This window comes from Streptomyces sp. ISL-87, assembly GCF_018614095.1.
Classification (GTDB): Bacteria; Actinomycetota; Actinomycetes; order Streptomycetales; family Streptomycetaceae; genus Streptomyces.
This window is the reverse complement of record NZ_JAGGOY010000052.1, coordinates 14,147-32,016: the sequence shown is the minus strand read 5'-3', so window position 1 is coordinate 32,016 and position 17,870 is coordinate 14,147. Positions and strand designations below refer to the sequence as shown.

Sequence of the window (17,870 nt, the reverse complement as noted above, 5' to 3'; positions counted from 1 at the left end):
GCTGTCACTCGCCCTCTGCCTCGCCGACGCCGTCGGACAGGAACGACTTGTCGATGGCCTGCTGCAGGCTCGCGTTCGGCTTCAATGCCACCGGCTCGGCAGACCACTCCAGGCCCGCCGCGCGCGCCCGCTCCGAGGCGATCTCGAACAGGTCCAGCGCCTCCTGGACAGTGTTCACCGCCAGCGTCTCCTCCTGGGGGCGGCCGTCCACGCCGCGGCGGACCCATTGGACCCGCTCCGAGACCAGTACCAGGTCACAGCCCGAGCGCAGACGCAGCGCCGGCGAGGCGAAGGCCAGCCGGTCGCCCAGCAGCGCGATCGCGGCCACCAGGGCGCGCGCCGTCGCGGTGAACTCCTCACCAGCGTCGCCGAAGCGCAGCGTGGCCAGCTGGGCCATCGCAAGACTCGCCTCGCGCTGGACCGAGCGCACCGAGACGCCGCCCAGGCCCTCCGACGGGGGGATCATGCCGTGCCCGACCTCGGACATCCGGGCCGTCTTCGCGCCCCTGGGCGCCTTGGTCCCCTCGACGGGCGTCCAGCCGGAGCCGGATACCTGGACCGTGTCGCCGGCCAGGTTCAGGGGGTCGACGCGGCCTGCTCCGCGCACGCCGATCAGCGGCGCGACGCCGATCATCGCGGACTTGTACGCGCGGGGGATCTTCACCTGGATCCGTCGCTTGCGGTGCGAGTCCCACACCCCGTACGCGAGGTCACTCGGCACCAGGCGCAGGTAGGCACTCCAGTCCGCGGCACTCGCCTCGCGCAGGGCGCGGCCAGGCTCAGTCTTGTCGAAGGCGGTCCCCGCCGAATCCTCAGAGTCCCGGAAGTAGGCGTCCCTGGACCGGTGCGGGGCATCCAGGTTTGTTGTCCGTACGGGAATGCCCGCCGACTCGGTGGCCATCAGCAGGTGCGGGAGGAATGCGGATCCCCCGCGGATGGCGTCCATGAGAGCCTGCTCGCAGCGGTTTGCCTGCGACTGCGGCTGGTCCAGCCACACCACCTCGACCTTCTCACCACCGACGTAGCGAGGCTCGACGAGGTAGCCAGTCCCATCGGTGTCCTTGATCTTCACGGTCGGCGGGAACAGCGTATCGCCAGGTCCGCCGATCGGCTCGTACTCCGCGCTGACACGGATCGCCCCGTCGGTCGAACGCAGACTCGCTGCGGCCAGCAGCCGCTCGTACACGTCCCGCACTTCAAGCCCCTCTGTCGTCATACAGTGCACACCTCGCCCCTTTTGCTGCCAGAAACCAGCAGGTCAGGGCGGTGAGATGGCGACATGGAAGCAGCACTCCATGGCTGGCGCAAACAAGGGCTATTGGCCGATTAGCGCCTATGTCAGATCCTGCATATACGGTGCCCTCCGCGCCCTTGTGAGCGCCTGTCAGCATGCTCGGCGGCACCGCCGTCGAACAGACAGCGAAGGCATGAAGACACAAGATTCACCTGTATGCGACATGGCGGCATGACGCTTGCTGAGAGTGCCTTCACCCCTCAATTGGGCACTCAGGGTGGAGAATCTGCGAACGAGCCCGAGCCAACACATGGCGCCCGGGCCGGCAGCCGCTCAGTGACCCAGGATGAACTCTGCCTGTAGCCCCCATTCGGCGTGCCCGAGGGACTCGCACGGCTCGGTTGAAAACCTGTTGTGACATGACCCACCCCACAGGGGCGCCGACCGTCCCCACGCAGCAGCCTGGTACCGCGACTGCATTAAGAGTCCCCGCGGCCACGACAGCGGAGCAGAACGCGCAGCAGAGGGCGCCCTTGCGGGCTGTGCCCGGGGTGGGAGTTCCTCGCCCCGACGCTGTCCGCTTGCCGGGGTGCCAGTCCGGGCCCTTCGTCACCTCCTTGCCCTCTGCTGCGATCTTGCGTTCGGCCCGTTGGGCCCGATGGGCGCAGGACTCGGTCAGCGCAGGATGACCGGCTTCGGCAGCAGAGTGCTCAGCAGCTGGGCCGTCTCCGCTTCCATATCCACTCCCCCGCCCAGGCCCTCGTTGATCCGGGCCAACCGCGCGGCGGCTTCACGGAGGGCGTCAACGTCTCCGGCGGCGTGGTGGGCCAGGAAGACTTGCCGGTGGAGGAGCTCGTTCTCCTCGGCGGCGAGGAGGCCCTGGTGCGCGGCCCAGAGCGCGCCGGCGTAGTCGGCGGCTTCCCGGCGGCGGGTGGACAGCTCGTAGGCGACGTCGGCGATGGCCGAAACCATCTCCTGGACGGCCGGCTCGGCCCAGGCGTAGCGCTGGGGGTCGATCGCGGCGAAGGGGCGGCCGCGGACGAGCGCAAGGGCCCGGCGCAGGGCGAGCTCGCCGTCTTCGTCGTGGCGGGCCAGGCCGGTGCGGGCGAAGTTCTGGAAGGTCTTCCAGTCGCAGGTGACGGCCTGTGCGAGGCGGTAGCGGCTGTCACCGGTGTGCTGGACTCGGGGGAAGTACGCCTCGCCGTCGGCGTTCTTGCCGAGCCAGGAGCGGGTGCGGCTGATGACGCTGTTGCGCATCTCCTTGTTGACCAGGCGGCCTGGCCAGAGGGCGTCGTCGATGGCGTGGTGGTCGGCGCCGGGGTTGAGTGCGAGATAGGAGACGAGCTCGACAGCCGCGTTCAGACGGTTGGAGTCGATCCGGCCCGCGGCTCCCTCGACGAGCACTCGCCCGAGCAGGAGAACCTTCGGCGCGCTGCCGTACGTTGCCTCGGTGTCGTCGGCATCGTCCACGCCGCGAGTCGGGGCGGGCGCTGGGACCCGGGCAGGGGCCGGAGTAGGGGTCGCCTTCTCGGCCTCCAGGGCCTCTGCCTGGGCGGCGTCTTGCTTGGTCAGAACGGGGGCGGCTTCAGGTGCCGGTTCAAGCGCAGCAGCTGCCGGGGCCGGAACGAAATCGACGGGCGGGTCGAAGAGGTCAGGGAGGGTCGGACCGGTGGTGCCGTGCTCTGCTTGGCCGTCGGAGACCGCGCTGGTGGGGGCTGCGGGCTGTACGGCCCCCTCGCCCGTCTCGTCGGTGGGAGTGTCGGCCTCGGCCTGGTGCGCGGTCTCCAGCTCCTCCCGCTCGATGTCGGCGTACTCGTCCGGCATCCCGTCTTCGTCGGCACCGGCCTCCGGCTGCGTGGCTTCGCCGTCGCCGATCTCCTCAACGTCGTCTGACGGGGCGTCCTCGCTCCCGTCCTCCCGGTCTTGCTCAGCCTGGTCCTCTTCCGCCTGCTCTTCGGCGTCGAGGAGGCCGTCGAGCCACTCGTCGCGAGCGGGTACGTCGGTGTCGGCGGCGGACAGCGTGAGCAGCTCGATCGCGTCGGCGAAGTGCGGGTCGGTCAGGCCCTGGAGCTTGATGGGCAGGCCGGAGCCAGGCAGGACGATGGTCTCGTCCGGTCCCGCGCAGTGCAGGGTCCAGCCCTCCTCCGGGGCCAGGTCGGCGGTCTCGCTGGCCGTGACGACCGCGCCGGCGACCTGCGGCTGGGCCGTGATCAGGTCGAGCAGCGCCTCGGTCTGGGCCCCTTCGGGGAGCTCGGCGGCGAGGAGGATGTGCGGCGTCCAGGAGCCGCCAGCGTCTTCGTTGAGGCGGGCTGCTCGGAGGGTGGGTGCGCCGAGTGCGTCCAGGGCTCGGCGTTGGTCGGCGGTGTGGCTGGTCAGGTCGGCGACCGCTTCGGCGAGGGTGGCGGTGCGGGCGACGCGCTCGGGGGCTGCGTCGTCGAGGCCTGGGGCGGTGTCGGCGAGCGCGGTGATCTCCAGGTGGCCGGGCAGGGGGGTGCTGGCGAGCTCGACCGCGATGGCTTGCAGGACGTGGCGGGCGTGGTCGGCGTCGCCGTCCAGGTGGAGGACGCCGACGTACTCCAGGTCGACGAGGACCAGGCGTCCGGCGCCGTCCCATCCCAGGGAGACCAGGGCCGGGTAGGGCGCGTCGGCGCCCTGGAGGTCGTCGTGGTCGGCGAGGTCTGGGCTGGAGGCCGGGCAGGTCCACAGGTCGGTGCGGCCGACGGTGCCCGAGAAGGGCTTCATCGGCGGGGTGTCCTGGTCGAGGTGGAGTTCGACCTTCTGCTCGTGCAGGACGACGGCGGTGACCACCGGCAGGTCGCGCTCCGCCGCGGTGAGGTTGAGGGCCAGGGTGCGCAGGGCGGCGTCGAGGAGGTCGAATCCGGTGGGGTGCTGGGCTGCGCGCAGGCCCTGTTCGGTGGCGGCGGCGCTGCCGGTGGGCATGGGGATGCGGCGGCCGGGTCGGCGGCGGCGCTGCTGGAGGATGCGGCGGGTGGCGAGTGTGCCGATGAGGGCGGCGGCCAGGGCGCCGGCGCCCATCCAGACGGCAGCGGGAGCCAGGCCCTCGTCGGCGTCCTGCAGCTGCTGGGCGGTGTCCGCCTTCTGGCCGTCCTGCTCGGGCGTGGGAACGGCTGTGGTGGGCGCGGTGCTGGGGGTGGAGGCGGCGGGCGCAGGCGTGGAGGGCGTCGAGGGCGCGGGGGCTGGTGCCGTCGGCGTGGGGGTGTCCTTCGCCGTCTCCGGCTTCGGGGGCGTCTTGGTATCCGGGGCGGGCCGGCTGTCGGGAGCGGGGGCCGGGGCGGTTGCCGTGGGGAGGGTGAGTTCCTGGCCGGGGACGATCAGGTCCGGGTTGTCGAACGTCCCGCCGCCGGGCAGCGGCTTGCCCCGGTTGGCCTCGAAGATCTTCGGCCAGTCCTCCGGGTCGCCGTGCTCATCAGCGATGCCCCACAGGTTTTCACCGGACTTGACGACATGCTCGGCCTGGGCCGCAGCGGGCTTTGCGTCCGTGGGGGCGGTCTGCGCGGGCTGCTGCGCGGGCGCGGCCGTCTCGGGCGCTGCCTGGGAGGGCGCCGGAGCCGGGGCGGCCGGCTTGGCGATGTTGGCGTCGGCGGGGAGCCGGATCACTGTGCCCTTGGGCAGGAACTGGTCGCCGGCCGCGAGTTGCGGGATGGAGGGGTTGAGCGCGGCGATGTCCTTCCAGCGCGGTCCGCTGCCCAGGTACTGCTCCGCCAGGTCCCACGGGAGCTCGGAATCCCCGGTGACCGTGTGGGTGGGCCAGGCGTCCTGCTCCGCCGCCGTTTGGGCCGCCGCCACACTGCTGGTGCCCGCAGTCTGCACGGCGGTCGCCGCGACGGCCGGCCCGGTCGTGGCGGCCGAGGCGGCGGTGGGGGCGATCAGGACAAGGCCGCCGATGAGAAGGCCAGCGAAGGACTGCATCCCGCCGAGGCCCTTGATCCGCTTCGCCTTGCGTCCGCGGAACAGCGCGACGATCTCGACGAGGGCGGAGAGGGTGAACAGCGCCCAGCCGATCCAGCCGATGGTCGTGAGCACCGTGAAGAACAGCTGGCCGTCGTCCTGCTGGGTCAGCAGATCCCATCCGCCGGCGAAATCCGTGGGCTGATACCCAACGGCCAGCAGGACGAGGGGGATGCCGGCAATGAGTGCGGCCAGGACGGCGAGGCCGAGCAGGGCGCGGAGCAGGCGTAGGGGGGTGCTCATGAGACGGGTCAGCCTCCGGCTTGGGTGTGCAGTCGAGCGTGTGCCGTGCCGGACACGCTGATCGTCGACCTACCCACGAACTGGGCGAACAACGTGGTGTAGGTGTCGTGGACGGTGACTTCGAGGCGCTGGCCGCCGTCGGTGACGGTCACGGAGCCCGAGACGTTCTGGGCGGCGAGGTAGTCCTGGGCGGCGGCGACGGCGGCGTCCGGGTCCACCGTGATCTCGGTGCCCTGGACGGCGGCGGCGACGTTGAGCTGCTGGCCGGCCGCGCGGGCGGCCTCCTGCGCGAGGCCGGTGGCCTTGTTCGTCGCGTTGAGGGCTCCGCCGCCGTCGACCAGAAGCCCCATGATCATGATGATGCCGATGGCGCTCAGCGCGTAGAACGGTGACAGCGACCCCCGGTCGCCGCCGTGGCGGATCCGTTTCCGCAGAGCGGTGATGCGGCGGGTGAGGGCGGTGATCACTGGCGGCCTCGGTAGGAGTCGATCGGGCTGGTCCACGATGCCCGAAGGGTGCGGGATCCGGGGAGCCCGGGCAGTCCGATCTCGCCGAGAGGCGCGGTACAGGCAACGGTGACGCGGACGGTGGCCTCCTGGCCGATGTCGAGCCCGTACCCGGAGGTGTCGACCGAGACGCTGGAGGAGGCGCAGTGGATGCCCTCGCCAGTGAGGCTGCGGGTCGCGGCGGCGGCCCCGGCGGCCTGCGCGGCGCCGGCTTCCCGTTCGAGGGAGGCGGCGCGGGCGGCCGCGCGAGCTGCGCCGTCCACGGCACCGGAGGCGTCGGTGATCCGCCCGAAGGCGATCATGAGCAGCATGAGGGCGATGATGGCCGGGGCGAGGATGACAGTCTCGACCGAGTAGCTTCCCCGGTCCTCGCGCCAGTTGATGCGCCGTGCCCGCTTCACTGGGCCGCCACCCAGCGCTCGACGGGCGCCTCGGCGCTCTGGACGACGTCCAGTTCGAGTCCGGGGACGAGGGTGGCGACGGTGCCGCGGACGGTGATGCGGATCTGCTCCGGGCCGCTGCCGTCAGCGGAGACGCTCGCGCCGCGGACGGTGCCGTACTTCGCGAGGAGTTCTTGGGCCTGGGCAACGCCGTCGCCGGGGCCAGCGCCGAGCTGGCGTCCGGCCTCGACTCCCTGGGTGGCGGCGGAGCGGGCGACGGAGCGGGCGTGGAAGTACATGCCGGTCTGGATCGCGGCGAAGACCAGGAACAGCACCACGACGGCGAGCACGGCCAGCTCCACGCTGCCCGAGCCCCGGTCGCCTTCGTCCCGCAGGCGTGCCCGCAGGCGCCGCCACCGGTTGCTGACCTGGTTCTTCACGCCGCTTCCTTCCTCCTTGTGGTTGGTTCAGCTGCCGCTGATGAGCGGGATCTTGGCGTCGGTGAAGGTCTTGATCGCGGCGACGACCGCGATGGCGATGGCGATGACGACGCCGGCGATGACGGCGAGCTCGGCCGAGGTCTGCCCGGCGTCGCCAGCGTTCTTCAGACGCTCCCAGCGGGCGGCGAGGACGGTGGTCAGGGCGCGGATGTGCATGTTTCTCTCCCTTGGGGTTCAGCCGTTGAACATGGAGACAACGGGTGGCAGGACGACGAAGACGAGCATCAGCAGGACCGCGAAGGTCACCGGCAGCACCATGCTGGTGCTGGCTTCGTTGGCTTGGGCTTTGGCGTCGGAGAGGATCGCGACGCGCAGCTGGCGGGCTTGGGCCTGGAGGGTGGTGTAGACGGCGGCGCCGTCGCCAGCGAGGGCGAGGGTGTCGGCGGGCCGGGTGAGTTCGGGGATGTCGAGTTCCTCGCCGAGTTGCTTGAGGGCGTCCCAGACGGTGACGCCGGCGAGGTCGGCCTCGTAGAAGGCCTGCCGCATCCGCTCGAAGATCCAGCCGTCGCCGACGTCCGCAGTGTCGGTCAGAGCCTGGGCAGCACCGGAGTTGGCGATGCGGGCCAGGGCGACGCGGTCGAGGTAGGAGGCGGCGGCGTGCCGTACGACGAGCCGGGCGGCCGCGGCCTCCTTCCTGACCTCTTGGCCGGGCCACAGCCAGAACAGGGCGCCCAGGCCGAGGCCCGCGGCGGCCGGCATCACGAACGGCAGGCTCACCCCCAGCATCGACAGCAGCGCGCCGGCCAGCTGCGGCAGGACCAGCCCGTACAGCGCGAACAGGGCCCGCTTGCCGAGATGCTCGGCGGGGCTGATCCGCAGGAGAGCGAGGTCCCGGACGGGCAGGGTGATCCGCTCGCCGAAGCCCGCCAGGAGGCGGGTGCCGACCTTCTCCGGCAGGGACCCGGTGCTGGTGGCAGTGATCCTGGGCTGGCGGGCGATGTGGTCGGCGTCGAGCCGGTCCATGACGGAGACGACGTCGGGCCGGGCCGGCCACAGGGCGCGGATGGCCACCCCGGTGAGGGCTCCGGCGGCCGCCGCGGGCAGAACCGCTTCCATGGGGATCATCGGGCGGCTCCCATGGCGACGGCCGGCTCGGCCGGGGTCAGCGGATTGAGGAGGCGGGGGTCCGGCTTGGTCGCGGCGGCCCGGCGCAGCCAGGCCAGCGTCCAGGCGAAGAGCCCTCCGAGGATCGCGAGGGCGACCTGCCCGGCCGGGGACTGGTACCAGGCGGACCAGGCTTCGTTGAGCATGCAGCCGACGAAGACGATGCAGATCACGATCGAGACGATCCTGCTGGATTTGCGGATCTTCGCGCGGTCGGACTCGATGTCGCGTGCATCGGCGGCCTGCTGGTGGATCGTCACCGCGAGCGCCTCCAGCGCGGTAGACAGGCCGGGGCCCATGTTCGCCGCGTGCGACTGGAAGAGCAGCGCGACGTGGTCCACGACGCCGTCGCCGATCTCGTCCGCGAACAGGGCGAAGGCCTGCTTGGAGTCCATGCCGGAGCGCAGCCGCTCATCCAGCGCCCGCACGTTGGCTGCGATGGGTGCCGGTGCGTTGCGGGCGCTGGCGCGGATGGTCTGCACGAGGCTGATGCCCGCGGTGTGGATGCCCGCCAGCCCGTTGAGCCACTGCCCGATCGCTTCCAGGCGCTCGATGCGCTGCTCGGCGGCGGTGCCGGGGTTGAGGAGGAAGGGGAAGCCCAGGACCGCGGCGCCGGCGAGGATGCCGTGGACGGGCCACCCGGTCCACGCCCACACCGCGAGGACGGTGATGCCGGCGGTGGTGACCACGGCGCGCCAGCGGCGCTGCCAGGCATCGGGCAGGGTCGCCTTCGCCGCGCGGATCCGGCTGGCGCGGCGGGATGCGGGCTTCGCCGGGTCCACGACGCGGCCGCGCCACTCGCGTACGGCGATCAGGCCGGCGAGGACCATGACGAGGGCACACAGCGCGGCTACGAGAGCGAGCTGCGAGGAGTTCACCGCACCTCCCGGATCTCTGGTTCGGTCATCAGCTGTGCAGCCAGCACACGAGCAGGCCGGCGAGGGCCACGGCCACTCCCGTGAGGGTGGCGGCGATGTAGGCGATTTCGCGGGTCACAGGGCTTCCTGTTCTGCAGGTCGGTCATCGCTTGACCAACTTCATGGGCGGGCCCCAGGCGCCTTCGGGGTTCTGGGTCAGCCAGCGGCGGTCGAAGGTGCCGGTGCGCTCCAGGAGGTCTATGTACGACGGCATGTTGCGGTACACCGCGCGCGGTTCGCCGCCGTGGGGGGCGAAGAGTTCGCTGGTGGTGGGACGTCCGCCTTCGCCGACGACGTCGTGGACCTCGTAGATGTGGGAGACGAAGCGGTGCTTGCGACCGCCGATGGCGGTCTCGTCGAGGTACGTGAGGTAGACGACCACGTCGATCGCGGAGGCGATCAGGTGGTTCGCGGCCTCCGTTTGCATGCCGGCCTCGGTGCACAGCTGTACGAGGCGGGAGATGATCGCGTGCGGGCGGCGGACGTGCAGGGTGCACATCGAGCCGGAGCCGCCCGCGGACATCGCCTGGAGCATGGGGAGGACCTCGGTGGAGCGGACCTCGCCGACGATCACCCTGTTGACGTTGTAGCGCAGCGCGGTGGGGAACATGTCGCCGATGGTGACCTCGCCCGAGGCGCTGCCCGCGCGGACTTCGCCGTTGGACTGGCGGGCCTCGAAAGCGAACGTGAGCGGGCCCGGCTTGTCCGGCGGCCCGGGCTCGTCCAGGTAGAGCTCGCGGTCGGACTCCAGGGTCGCGATCCGCTCACCCGGCGGGATCTCCCGCCCGAGGGCGCGCAGCAGGGAGGTCTTGCCGGCGCCCATGTCGCCGACGACCAGGATGTTGAGCTTCGCCTGGACGCAGGCCAGGAGGAAGGCCCGCAGCAGCGGGTTGATCGAGCCCCACTGGACGAGCTCGTCGATGCCGTGCTGGCGGATGCGGTGCTTTCGGATGACCACCGACGGGCGGGTGGTGAGCAGGCTCGCGGTGACGCGGGACCCGTCGGGCATGCGGAAGCCGACATTCGGCGTGGCCTGGGTCAGGGCACGCTCGCCATGCCCCGACAGGCCGGCCATCCGGTTGACCCAGGTGATCAGCTCGGCGTGTGAGTCGGCCACCCGGTCGATGCTGCGGCGGGGACGGTCGTAGTACTCGATGTGCGCGCGGAGCCCGTCGACCATGACGTCCTCGACGCCCTCCTCGTCGAGCAGGCCCTGAAGGCGGCCACCGCGGAACATCGCGTCGAACACCGCCGCCCCGATGGCGTGTTCCTCGGCCGGCGAGAGTGCGGAGTTGCCGTGCGAGTACTTCGTGGACCACTTGGCGACGGCCTTGGTCACCATGGAACGGGCCTGGGCTCTCCTGTCGTCCTCCTCCAGCAGGCGGCTGGGGTCGTGCGCGGACAGCTCGGCGGACACCTCGGCCTGGAGCGCCTCGATCACCTCCCAGGCGACCGGCAGCTGGCCAGGCAGCCCGGCCAACTTCGGGACCGCGCCCGGACTGGCCGCCGCCGGGCGGGTGGGAGCCGGCAGGGCGGGGGCCGGGACTGGTGCCGTCGCGGGCTGGGGGATGCGCGTCGTGCCGATACGGCCGGTGAGCAGGCCGGCGATGTCGGCGGGGCCGTGCGCGGTAGGGCCGTCAGGGCGCTGCTGGGTATCAGACACGGGGATCCACCCGTCCCTGGCCCAGGCGCTCAAGAACCCCGGCAACCTGAGGCGCGGCCTGTGTTGGGAGGGTGGCCGGTGCCGGCTGGGCGGCCAGCGCTGGAGAGGTCGGCGCTGGAGGGACTGGCGGGTACTGCTGATGCAGGGCCCGCCGGGAAGCGGCCGCATGGAGGTGGCCGAGCGCGGTGCGGGCGGCGCCCAGGAGCGTGGACTTGTTCAGCTTTCGCGGGGCGCTGCTGGTGCCGGCGAGGTAGGCGGCGGTGTCCGGCTCCCAGGGCAGCGCGGCCATCACCGGCAGACGCAGCGCGTCGGAGACCTCGTGGGCGCGTCGGGGGCCGTCCTCGATGAGGAGGACGCCCAGGGCGTCGGCGCCGGTGCCGCGGTCGGTGAGCTCGTTGCGCAGCGGTTCGGTCATGTGCCGGGCCAGAGCGAGGGACTGGTCGGTGGCGCGTACGACGAGCAGCACCAGGTCCGCACCGTGGAGGAGCGGTGCGGGGGTGAGGGTGGAGTGGAGGCGGCCGGACTCCAGGGCCAGGCGGCCGGCGTCGATGACGACGTCGTAGCCGCCTTCGTCGGACAGGACCCGCATGACCTGAGCAAGGGCGGGCCAGCTCCGTTCGAGGGCGGGGGCCTGGGCAGGGTCGGTCAGGCCAGGGAGGACCTGGCGGTTTCCGGAGGCGTCGAGGCGGACGAGGTGGTCGGCGAAGGCCCGCGCGAGGGCGTCCTCGCCGGCGCGCTCGGCGACGGCGAGGTGGTAGAGGCCGGTCCCGGCCGTGATCTGGGCCTGGAAGAACCCTGCGCGCAGGGTGCCGCCGGCCGGGTCGCACTCGGCCAGCAGCGAGGGGCGCGTGGAGGAGAGGGTCATGGCGAGGGCGCTGGTGGTCACACCGGACGACTTCGCGCTCACCAGCGCGGTGACGGTCACGATCCGCTCCGCACGTCGCGGACCAGGGCCACGCGCCCGGACGAGGCACGGGTCGCCAGCAGGGGTCCGTCCGAGGACGCGACGGCCAAGTTGACGACGACGGCGCCGGACGCGTCGGGCCGGCTGACCGACACCACGACCGCCTTCACGGAAGTGGGCGGAGCCTCGGCGCCGTCCTTGCCGGTGGGCTGCTCACCCTGGCCCGGGACAGTGACCGCGAGGACCTTGTCGCCGGGAACCAGCGAACCGGCGGGTGCCTGGCCACGCTTGACCTGCACACCCACCTGCTGCTTGTCGTCGCCGAGGCCGGTACCGGGCTGGAGCTGGGCGGCGACGAGCAGGCTGCCCTTGCGCAGGTCGACGGCAGGGCGCTTGCCCACGACGCTCGCGCGGTCGGTGGCAGGCATCGGCGTCAGGGCCGCGTCGGCGGAGACCTCCGCGACGATGACGTCCGCGTCCGTGAGCGGCTGACCGGCCGGGACGTCGTTCGCGATGGCCAGGACTTTCGTACGGTCACCGACGGCGGACACGGCGGCGGCCGCACCGAGGGCGGCCGCGACGGCCAGCACGGTGCTCAGGGCGGCCGCGGCGTACCGGCGTTGCTTCTTCACGGGGGCCGCGGTGGTGATGGGGAGTTCGGTGCGGGGGCCAGCTGGACGCGGCACCGGCGGGGCGGCGGGGGATTCCATTCGGGTACTGCCTCTCGGGGAAGTGCAAGCAGTGCGCGTACTAGTTGAGGACCTGGACCTCGGCAACGTTGATGTCCACGGCGCTGGTGCGGATCTCGGTCAGCTGGCCGCCCTGGGCGCCGCCTGTGACCTGCCAGTCGATCGACCAGGTGGATGTCGCGGTGACGTGGTAGGTGCCGGAGCCGGTGGTGGAGGACGGCTTGTCGTAGCGGTGGCCGCAGTCCGGGGACGGCGTCTTGCCGTACTCCGGCTTGTAGGGCGTACCGGCCGTCGTGCAGGTGACGGTCTTCCCGTCGCCCATGTTCCACACGATCTTCGACACCCGGGCCGTGGCCGTCACCGACACCGGCCCGATGGACGCCGAAGCCACGTTCGGGCCGTACGTCTCGGGACCGGTCTCGGTCCACATGTAGACGGGCATGCCGACCACGCCCTTGCCACCTGGCTTCGGCGTGATGCCGATCGCCGGCGGCCGCAGCCGCATCTTGTCCACCGCCTGCCGCGCCACGACCGCGGGGTCAATCACCGGACCGCCTCCGCCAGGCGGGGCGTCGGTGAAGATGTTCTTGATGTCGTGCATGCCGGTCTCGTTGTCGAGGCAGTCCTCGATGTACATGGAGACGCCGGTCTTTCGGCCGCCGGGCCCCCACAGCGCGCTGTCGTCCCCGGGCTGGGGGTCGGCCAGGGTGTAGGTGCAGGTGTAGCGGCTGTTGCCTCCGCCGGTATCTCCGCCCCCGCCACCTCCGCCCCCGCCGCCTCCGGTTCCTCCGCCAGTGCCGCCACCGGGATCACCGGGGACCACGACAATCGGGCAGACGTAGTCGGCATCGCACTTCGGCTTCTCGTCTGCGGCGGCAGCAGCAGGGAGAGCCAGCAACGCGGCGAGGGGGATGGCGAGCGCGGCATACCGACGGGCTAGCACGGCTGGTCCGCGTGGAGTTCGTACTTGAGGACCATCCAGGAGCCGTCCCAGCGCTCCATCAGGCTCGTGACGACGTACTTGTTGACGGGGCTGGAGGCGACAGGTGCAGGCTGACCTGTCTTCTTGTCAACGATCTTCCACTTGGAGATGTCCAGGCAGGCCGAAACGGACACATTGGGCGTCTTCTTCTCCAGCTCCGCTGCGGTCACGGTCGGGTTGGAGACGACTGGCTCACCGGTCATGACACGGCCGTTGGTCTTCAGGTTGGCGACCGTCTCCATGGCCTTGTTCAGGGCTTCGGCAGCGGCGTACCGCTTCAGGTCTGTGCCCTCGATAGCCGGCACCGCGAAGGCCTTGGGCAGTTCCGTCCAGTACCCCTTGTACGCGGTGAGGGCCTCGGCCTTCGCTGCCTCTGCCGGGTCGAGCGTCGCCGACTTGGTCGGAGCAGCCGTGGCCGTGGGGGACGCGGCCGTGTCCTTCTCGTTGTCCGAGCCGCTCGACGTGGTGCAGGCCCCGGTGAGGGCCACGCAGACGGTTAGAAGAAATGCCGGGACTGCCCGGCTGCTGTTCCAGCCAAGCTGATCGAGATGTGCCATGGGTACCGCTGCCTCCCCGTAGAAAGCCATCGCGCCCGGTGCAGACCTTTGAGGCCTGTTTTCGCGCGGCGTGAACCACAACCGTCACAAGCGACCGGACTGTTCCCATACGTTACGCAGAGGCGGCCAACATCGAAAGCCGTTAGTGCAGTTCACAGCCACGCGGACGGTGCAAACCGGGCGTTTCCACACACTCGCGGGACCTTCTCGGAATTCAGTCCGATGTGTGAGACCCCAGGAACTGGAAGGTCAGAACCCACACCGTCTCGGTGACCAAGAATGTCGATTCATCTGCACTGCAGCTTTGGTGCGCCCGTTGGCTCAATGCATATTCGGAATGGCTCAAATTCGGCGCAACCACCGAAGGAGCAGCAGCCTGCTGAGCGCGCGTACACCGTGGAGACGGATAGCACGGGCGCCCGGGCTCGCCTCCCCTCGCGCCTCCTTGCCCAGGCGTATCGCCCGACGGGCCGCAGGCGGCTGGCGTTGCTTGTTGGCGCCGGTCTCAGCCGGCCGCCCGCGAAGCGGGGGGCTTTCACTCCGTGTCCCAGCGCGCAGAGCTGGGACCTCGCTCCCCTTGTCCCGCCCATTCTTCCTCCCGAGCGGGGGGTTCCTCGTTGGGCGGCACTCACGGTGGGCCCTGCGGCCGTTCGGGGGTGCGGCATGCTTTTCGCCGCGCCCCCGGGCGGTCGTAGGGCATGGTGCGGAGGGCCGTCCAACGAGGAACCCCCCGCGGACCTTTAACCACCCACCGGCCTGGTGTTCGATCCCCCTCCTCCGCAGGGTGGCCCGCCGGAGGCTCTGTTGACCGCCCTTGGGCGGTGCAGGCCGAGACGGTAGTCAGTCCGGGTTCGGCCTCAAGTCCTGCCGACCGCCCGGACGTTCTGGGAGCTAAGGGTGTTTGTTCTCCATGCACGACGCTGTTGCTCAGATGGTTGATGGGTGGTCAAGGTGGTGCCTCGACACGCCGGTTGTGCGTGGTAAACCCCGTGACGGCTGAGGTTGTGGTAAACGCGCGCGCGTTTGAAGACAGAAGGGGAAGATGCCTCTGACCTGCGAAAACGTGCGGCTAACCGGCGAAAAAATGCCTCTCCACGGGCGAAAAATTGCCGCTTAGCGATGGATGCCCCGCAGACGAGCTCGACACGCGCACAGAGGGCAGGGAGGGAAGAGCCAGTCCCCCGGAAGACGACCTGCGGATTCACCAGCTTGAGGGCTGTTCTCCGGAGCTAAGAGGCGGAAAAGGGCCTCTTAGCAAGACCTCTGCGCGCCGGAAGCCTGGCTGTGGGCCCGGGGGGATGCGGATGGGCGAGGGTCGGGGGTCGACCGGTCTCGGCAGCTCGCGAAGAGGGCGTCGTTCGGAGCTAAGCGGCAAGAAACCGCCGCTTAGCGGAGGAGCGAGGAGGAAGGTGGGACACATTCCTGAGGCGCACGCGCGTAAGAGGGCGTTCTTCGGAGTCTGTCCTGTAGTTTTGCGGCTCGACAGGCTGTTGGTCGGAGCTAACCGGCAAAAAAGTGCCTCTTAGGGGCGATGGGAGCGACATGCCACCGACACGCAGGCGCCGTCTGGCCCTGGTTGACCAGGACACCGGCGAGGTGGTGGAGCCGAAGGAGCGGATCCCGCACCAACTCGATGGAAGCGGCTACACCCTGCAGTCCAAGGGCGACGAGGTTCCCCTGTACTCCCTGGACCTGAAGGCCTCGGAGTGGGCGGCCCTCGACTGGCTCCGGGAGCACGATGCGGCGCACACTTTCGTCAAGGTCACTCCGGACGACCTCGCGGCGGACATCCACACCAACGCGACGACGGCGCGGAAGGCCCTGTCCAGGCTGGTGGCGATGAAGCTGGTACTCAAGCCGAGTCCGCGCGCGTCCGCCTACCAGCTGACTCCTAGGCGATACTGGGAAGGCGCGGGAAGCACGCAGGCCACGACCATCAAGCGCCTCGACCCGCCACGCATCACCCCGGATGAGAAGGCCATCACCCGAGGCCGAGCCGCCAAGGCGAAGGCCGACGCGGTGAAGACGGCTGAATCGCAAGCAGAGCCGATGACACCCAGGCCACGACGAGCTGCTGGAGAGGCGGCGAACCGATGACCATGCCGGCATTCGATCCCGAGCGGGACCTGGCGTCGCCCCCGCTCTACTCGCTCAACCTTTCCGCGGGCCAGCGCAGCGTCCTGGCCTGGATAGAAGAACACGGTGGCCTGTTCAGCGCGATCGAGGTCCCCGTCGAGACCGTTGCCAAGGATTGCGGCAGCTCCGAATCCACTGTGTACGACGCGCTCAGCCGGCTGCTGCTCCTCGGCCTGCTGCTGAGGGACGACGTCACGGGGTACTACCGGATCAACGCGCGGTACTTCTTCGCGATGAACCCCGACGTCCGCCGGCTCCTGGTCGCAGCGCTCTCGGACCCGCCGGTCACCCCAGATGCCCGAGCCCAGGCACCGCGCAAGGTGAGCAATGCCGACGCCCGCCGGCGCCGCGTCATCAAGCCGGTGCCGACGGCACCGTAGAAGCCCTGGACCCTGAGAGGGGCGGAAGGTTCACACCTTCCGCCCCTCTCGTGCGTCTCAGCCCTTGTCCAGCAACTCTTCCAGATCGTCGGCGACCGCAACGCCAGCTGCGGCCGTGTATGGCATGCATGGCCCCCTGCTGGCCGTGCTGCTGTTCTTCATCAACCTCGTCAGCCAGTGCCGATGAAGGGGCTACCGGGGCTCAGGATGCGCCGAGGGGTTCGATGTTGGCGAGGGCGGTGGGGAGCTCCCTACCGCCGGCTGTGGGGCGGATGTAGGCGCGCCGGGTCGTGCGGAGGCTGCCGGTGTGGGTGGGGAGGTCTTCTTGGACTACGGCCATCAGCCGGCCCTCGGTGCCGGAGGCGATGTCGCGAACGAGGCGGCCGATCAGCGGGTGGGCCTCGTGTCCGTCGCCCTTCACCGGTCTGCCTCCGCCTTGCCTTGGTGCCCATGTTCGCCGTTGAGGCGGTTGAGGCCGCGGTCGGCCCTAGCCAGCAGGGCGGGGGTGGAAGCCCCGTGGGCGGGCCGCTGGAGTCCCCTTTCGCCCTGCGCGGCGGCCGTAGGCCATGAGGTGTGGAGGCGGACGGTGCCCTGGGCGGTGAGGTAGGCCGGGCCGGTGAGTGTCATGGTTCCGTCGGCGGCGACGTCGACCAGGAGGCGGCCGCCGGGGGCATCGACGGTGTAGCGGACGGGATCGCCCGGATGGGGCGTGCGGTGGAGTGCTGCCGCGACCGCGGCGCAGGCGCCCGTTCCGCAGGAGGGGGTTTCGCCGACGCCGCGTTCGTGGACGCGGAGCACCAGGTGGCGGGAGCCGAGGTCGCGGACGAACTCGACGGTTGTGCCGTGCGGGTAGGCGCTGTGCGGTGTGACGGCGGGGGCGGTGGCGAGGGTGCCGGCGTGGTCGAGGTCGTCCACGAAGGCCACGGCGTGCGGGTTGCCGACGTCGACGTGGAGGGCGGGCCAGCTTCGTGTGCCGACGGTGACGGTGATCCGGTCCGGTCCGGGAAGGGCTGGAATGCCCATGGTGACGCTGACGTCGCCGTGGTGGGTGTCTTCTCCAGCCGGTACGTGGAGTTCGCGTACCCCGGCCCGGGTGGCGAGTGTGAGGGGGCCGCCGGGGTGGTGTCCGGTGGCGGTGAGGTAGCGGGCCAGGACGCGGGCGCCGTTGCCGCACATCGCGCCGAGCGAGCCGTCCGCGTTGCGGTAGTCCATGAACCATTGCGCCCGGTCGGCCATGGCGAAGGCTTCCGGGGCAGCGGTGCAGCGGACGAGGCGCAGTACGCCGTCGGCTCCTATTCCGCGGCGGCGGTCGCACAGCTGGATGGTGTCGGCGGGGGTGAGGTCGAGTGCGTCGCCGGGGTCTTCGAGGATGAGGAAGTCGTTGCCGGTGCCGTGGCCTTTGGCGAAGGGGATGCCGATCGGGATGTTCATGGGCGGGTTGTCTCTCCCAGCTCGATGCGCAGCCAGACGACGCTCGCGCCGGCGGCGGTGGTGGTCATGCCGTAGGAGGTGCCGGTTTCGAGGACCGCGACGAGTCGGTGCCAGTGTTCGGCCGGGACGCGGGAGGGGTCGGCCTGAAGGGTCAGGAGACCGTCTTGCTCGGCGGTTTCGGGTGGCTGGCCGGTGAGTTCGGTGAGTGCGGCTATGGCCGCTGTGGCGGCGCCTAAGAGTTCGTCCATCGCTCGCCCCGACTCGTCCGTCAGTCA

Annotated in this window: 18 protein-coding genes; 2 read left to right on the top strand and 16 right to left on the bottom strand. The window is 70.7% G+C overall.

Annotation, left to right across the window (positions count from 1 at the left end):
* Window positions 1-4: 4 nt before the first annotated feature.
* From cas7u to J7I97_RS19905, 13 genes are all read right to left on the bottom strand, one after another.
* On the bottom strand, window positions 5-1,216 hold the full coding sequence (cas7u, locus tag J7I97_RS19965; RefSeq protein ID WP_251058985.1) for a type I-U CRISPR-associated RAMP protein Csb1/Cas7u: 1,212 nt from the start codon (window positions 1,214-1,216) through the stop codon (window positions 5-7).
* 693 nt (window positions 1,217-1,909) lie between these two features.
* On the bottom strand, window positions 1,910-5,446 hold the full coding sequence (locus tag J7I97_RS19960; RefSeq protein ID WP_214936761.1) for a LysM peptidoglycan-binding domain-containing protein: 3,537 nt from the start codon (window positions 5,444-5,446) through the stop codon (window positions 1,910-1,912).
* Window positions 5,447-5,454: 8 nt separating this feature from the next.
* A complete protein-coding gene (locus J7I97_RS19955; protein ID WP_308369241.1) occupies window positions 5,455-5,913 on the bottom strand; it encodes a pilus assembly protein TadG-related protein in 459 nt (152 codons plus the stop codon).
* On the bottom strand, window positions 5,910-6,353 hold the full coding sequence (locus J7I97_RS19950; RefSeq protein ID WP_214936759.1) for a TadE family protein: 444 nt from the start codon (window positions 6,351-6,353) through the stop codon (window positions 5,910-5,912). Before J7I97_RS19950 ends, J7I97_RS19955 begins: the two co-directional genes overlap by 4 nt.
* On the bottom strand, window positions 6,350-6,772 hold the full coding sequence (locus J7I97_RS19945; protein WP_214936757.1) for a TadE/TadG family type IV pilus assembly protein: 423 nt from the start codon (window positions 6,770-6,772) through the stop codon (window positions 6,350-6,352). The genes J7I97_RS19950 and J7I97_RS19945 overlap by 4 nt, the downstream gene beginning before the upstream one ends.
* Window positions 6,773-6,799: 27 nt before the next feature.
* Entirely contained in the window at window positions 6,800-6,988 is a 189-nt protein-coding gene (locus J7I97_RS19940; RefSeq protein ID WP_214936755.1) for a hypothetical protein, read from the bottom strand.
* Between the two features lie 18 nt (window positions 6,989-7,006).
* The gene (locus tag J7I97_RS19935) at window positions 7,007-7,897 is read right to left on the bottom strand and encodes a type II secretion system F family protein (protein WP_214936753.1); all 891 of its coding nucleotides are present in this window, start codon (window positions 7,895-7,897) and stop codon (window positions 7,007-7,009) included.
* Complete coding sequence (locus J7I97_RS19930) at window positions 7,894-8,814, bottom strand: type II secretion system F family protein (RefSeq protein ID WP_214936751.1); 921 nt, start codon at window positions 8,812-8,814, stop codon at window positions 7,894-7,896. Before J7I97_RS19930 ends, J7I97_RS19935 begins: the two co-directional genes overlap by 4 nt.
* A 142-nt stretch (window positions 8,815-8,956) precedes the next feature.
* A complete protein-coding gene (locus J7I97_RS19925; protein ID WP_214936749.1) occupies window positions 8,957-10,516 on the bottom strand; it encodes a CpaF family protein in 1,560 nt (519 codons plus the stop codon).
* Window positions 10,509-11,441: a hypothetical protein gene (locus tag J7I97_RS19920; RefSeq protein ID WP_214936747.1), complete on the bottom strand. Its 933-nt coding sequence runs from the start codon at window positions 11,439-11,441 to the stop codon at window positions 10,509-10,511. The genes J7I97_RS19925 and J7I97_RS19920 overlap by 8 nt, the downstream gene beginning before the upstream one ends.
* On the bottom strand, window positions 11,438-12,052 hold the full coding sequence (locus tag J7I97_RS19915; protein WP_308369240.1) for an SAF domain-containing protein: 615 nt from the start codon (window positions 12,050-12,052) through the stop codon (window positions 11,438-11,440). Before J7I97_RS19915 ends, J7I97_RS19920 begins: the two co-directional genes overlap by 4 nt.
* Window positions 12,053-12,170: 118 nt before the next feature.
* Window positions 12,171-13,052, bottom strand: a complete 882-nt coding sequence (locus J7I97_RS38615) for an ATP/GTP-binding protein (protein WP_308369239.1) — start codon at window positions 13,050-13,052, stop codon at window positions 12,171-12,173.
* Complete coding sequence (locus J7I97_RS19905) at window positions 13,046-13,648, bottom strand: hypothetical protein (protein WP_214936744.1); 603 nt, start codon at window positions 13,646-13,648, stop codon at window positions 13,046-13,048. The genes J7I97_RS38615 and J7I97_RS19905 overlap by 7 nt, the downstream gene beginning before the upstream one ends.
* Before the next feature lie 1,542 nt (window positions 13,649-15,190).
* On the opposite strand from J7I97_RS19905, the gene J7I97_RS19900 reads away from it, so the two are divergent.
* Together J7I97_RS19900 and J7I97_RS19895 are read left to right on the top strand one after the other, a co-directional pair.
* Window positions 15,191-15,745 carry a MarR family transcriptional regulator gene (locus J7I97_RS19900; protein ID WP_214936742.1) on the top strand — a complete coding sequence of 185 codons (555 nt, stop codon included), beginning with the start codon at window positions 15,191-15,193 and terminating at the stop codon, window positions 15,743-15,745.
* Window positions 15,742-16,164: a MarR family transcriptional regulator gene (locus J7I97_RS19895; RefSeq protein WP_214936740.1), complete on the top strand. Its 423-nt coding sequence runs from the start codon at window positions 15,742-15,744 to the stop codon at window positions 16,162-16,164. The genes J7I97_RS19900 and J7I97_RS19895 overlap by 4 nt, the downstream gene beginning before the upstream one ends.
* Window positions 16,165-16,366: 202 nt before the next feature.
* Here J7I97_RS19895 and J7I97_RS19890 read toward each other — a convergent pair whose 3' ends face one another.
* The 3 genes from J7I97_RS19890 to J7I97_RS19880 are packed head-to-tail and all read right to left on the bottom strand — an operon-like array spanning window position 16,367 to window position 17,843.
* The gene (locus J7I97_RS19890; protein ID WP_214936738.1) at window positions 16,367-16,585 is read right to left on the bottom strand and encodes a hypothetical protein; all 219 of its coding nucleotides are present in this window, start codon (window positions 16,583-16,585) and stop codon (window positions 16,367-16,369) included.
* Complete coding sequence (dapF, locus tag J7I97_RS19885) at window positions 16,582-17,595, bottom strand: diaminopimelate epimerase (protein ID WP_214936736.1); 1,014 nt, start codon at window positions 17,593-17,595, stop codon at window positions 16,582-16,584. The genes J7I97_RS19890 and dapF overlap by 4 nt, the downstream gene beginning before the upstream one ends.
* Window positions 17,592-17,843, bottom strand: a complete 252-nt coding sequence (locus J7I97_RS19880) for a hypothetical protein (RefSeq protein WP_214936734.1) — start codon at window positions 17,841-17,843, stop codon at window positions 17,592-17,594. The genes dapF and J7I97_RS19880 overlap by 4 nt, the downstream gene beginning before the upstream one ends.
* Between the last annotated feature and the right edge of the window lie 27 nt (window positions 17,844-17,870).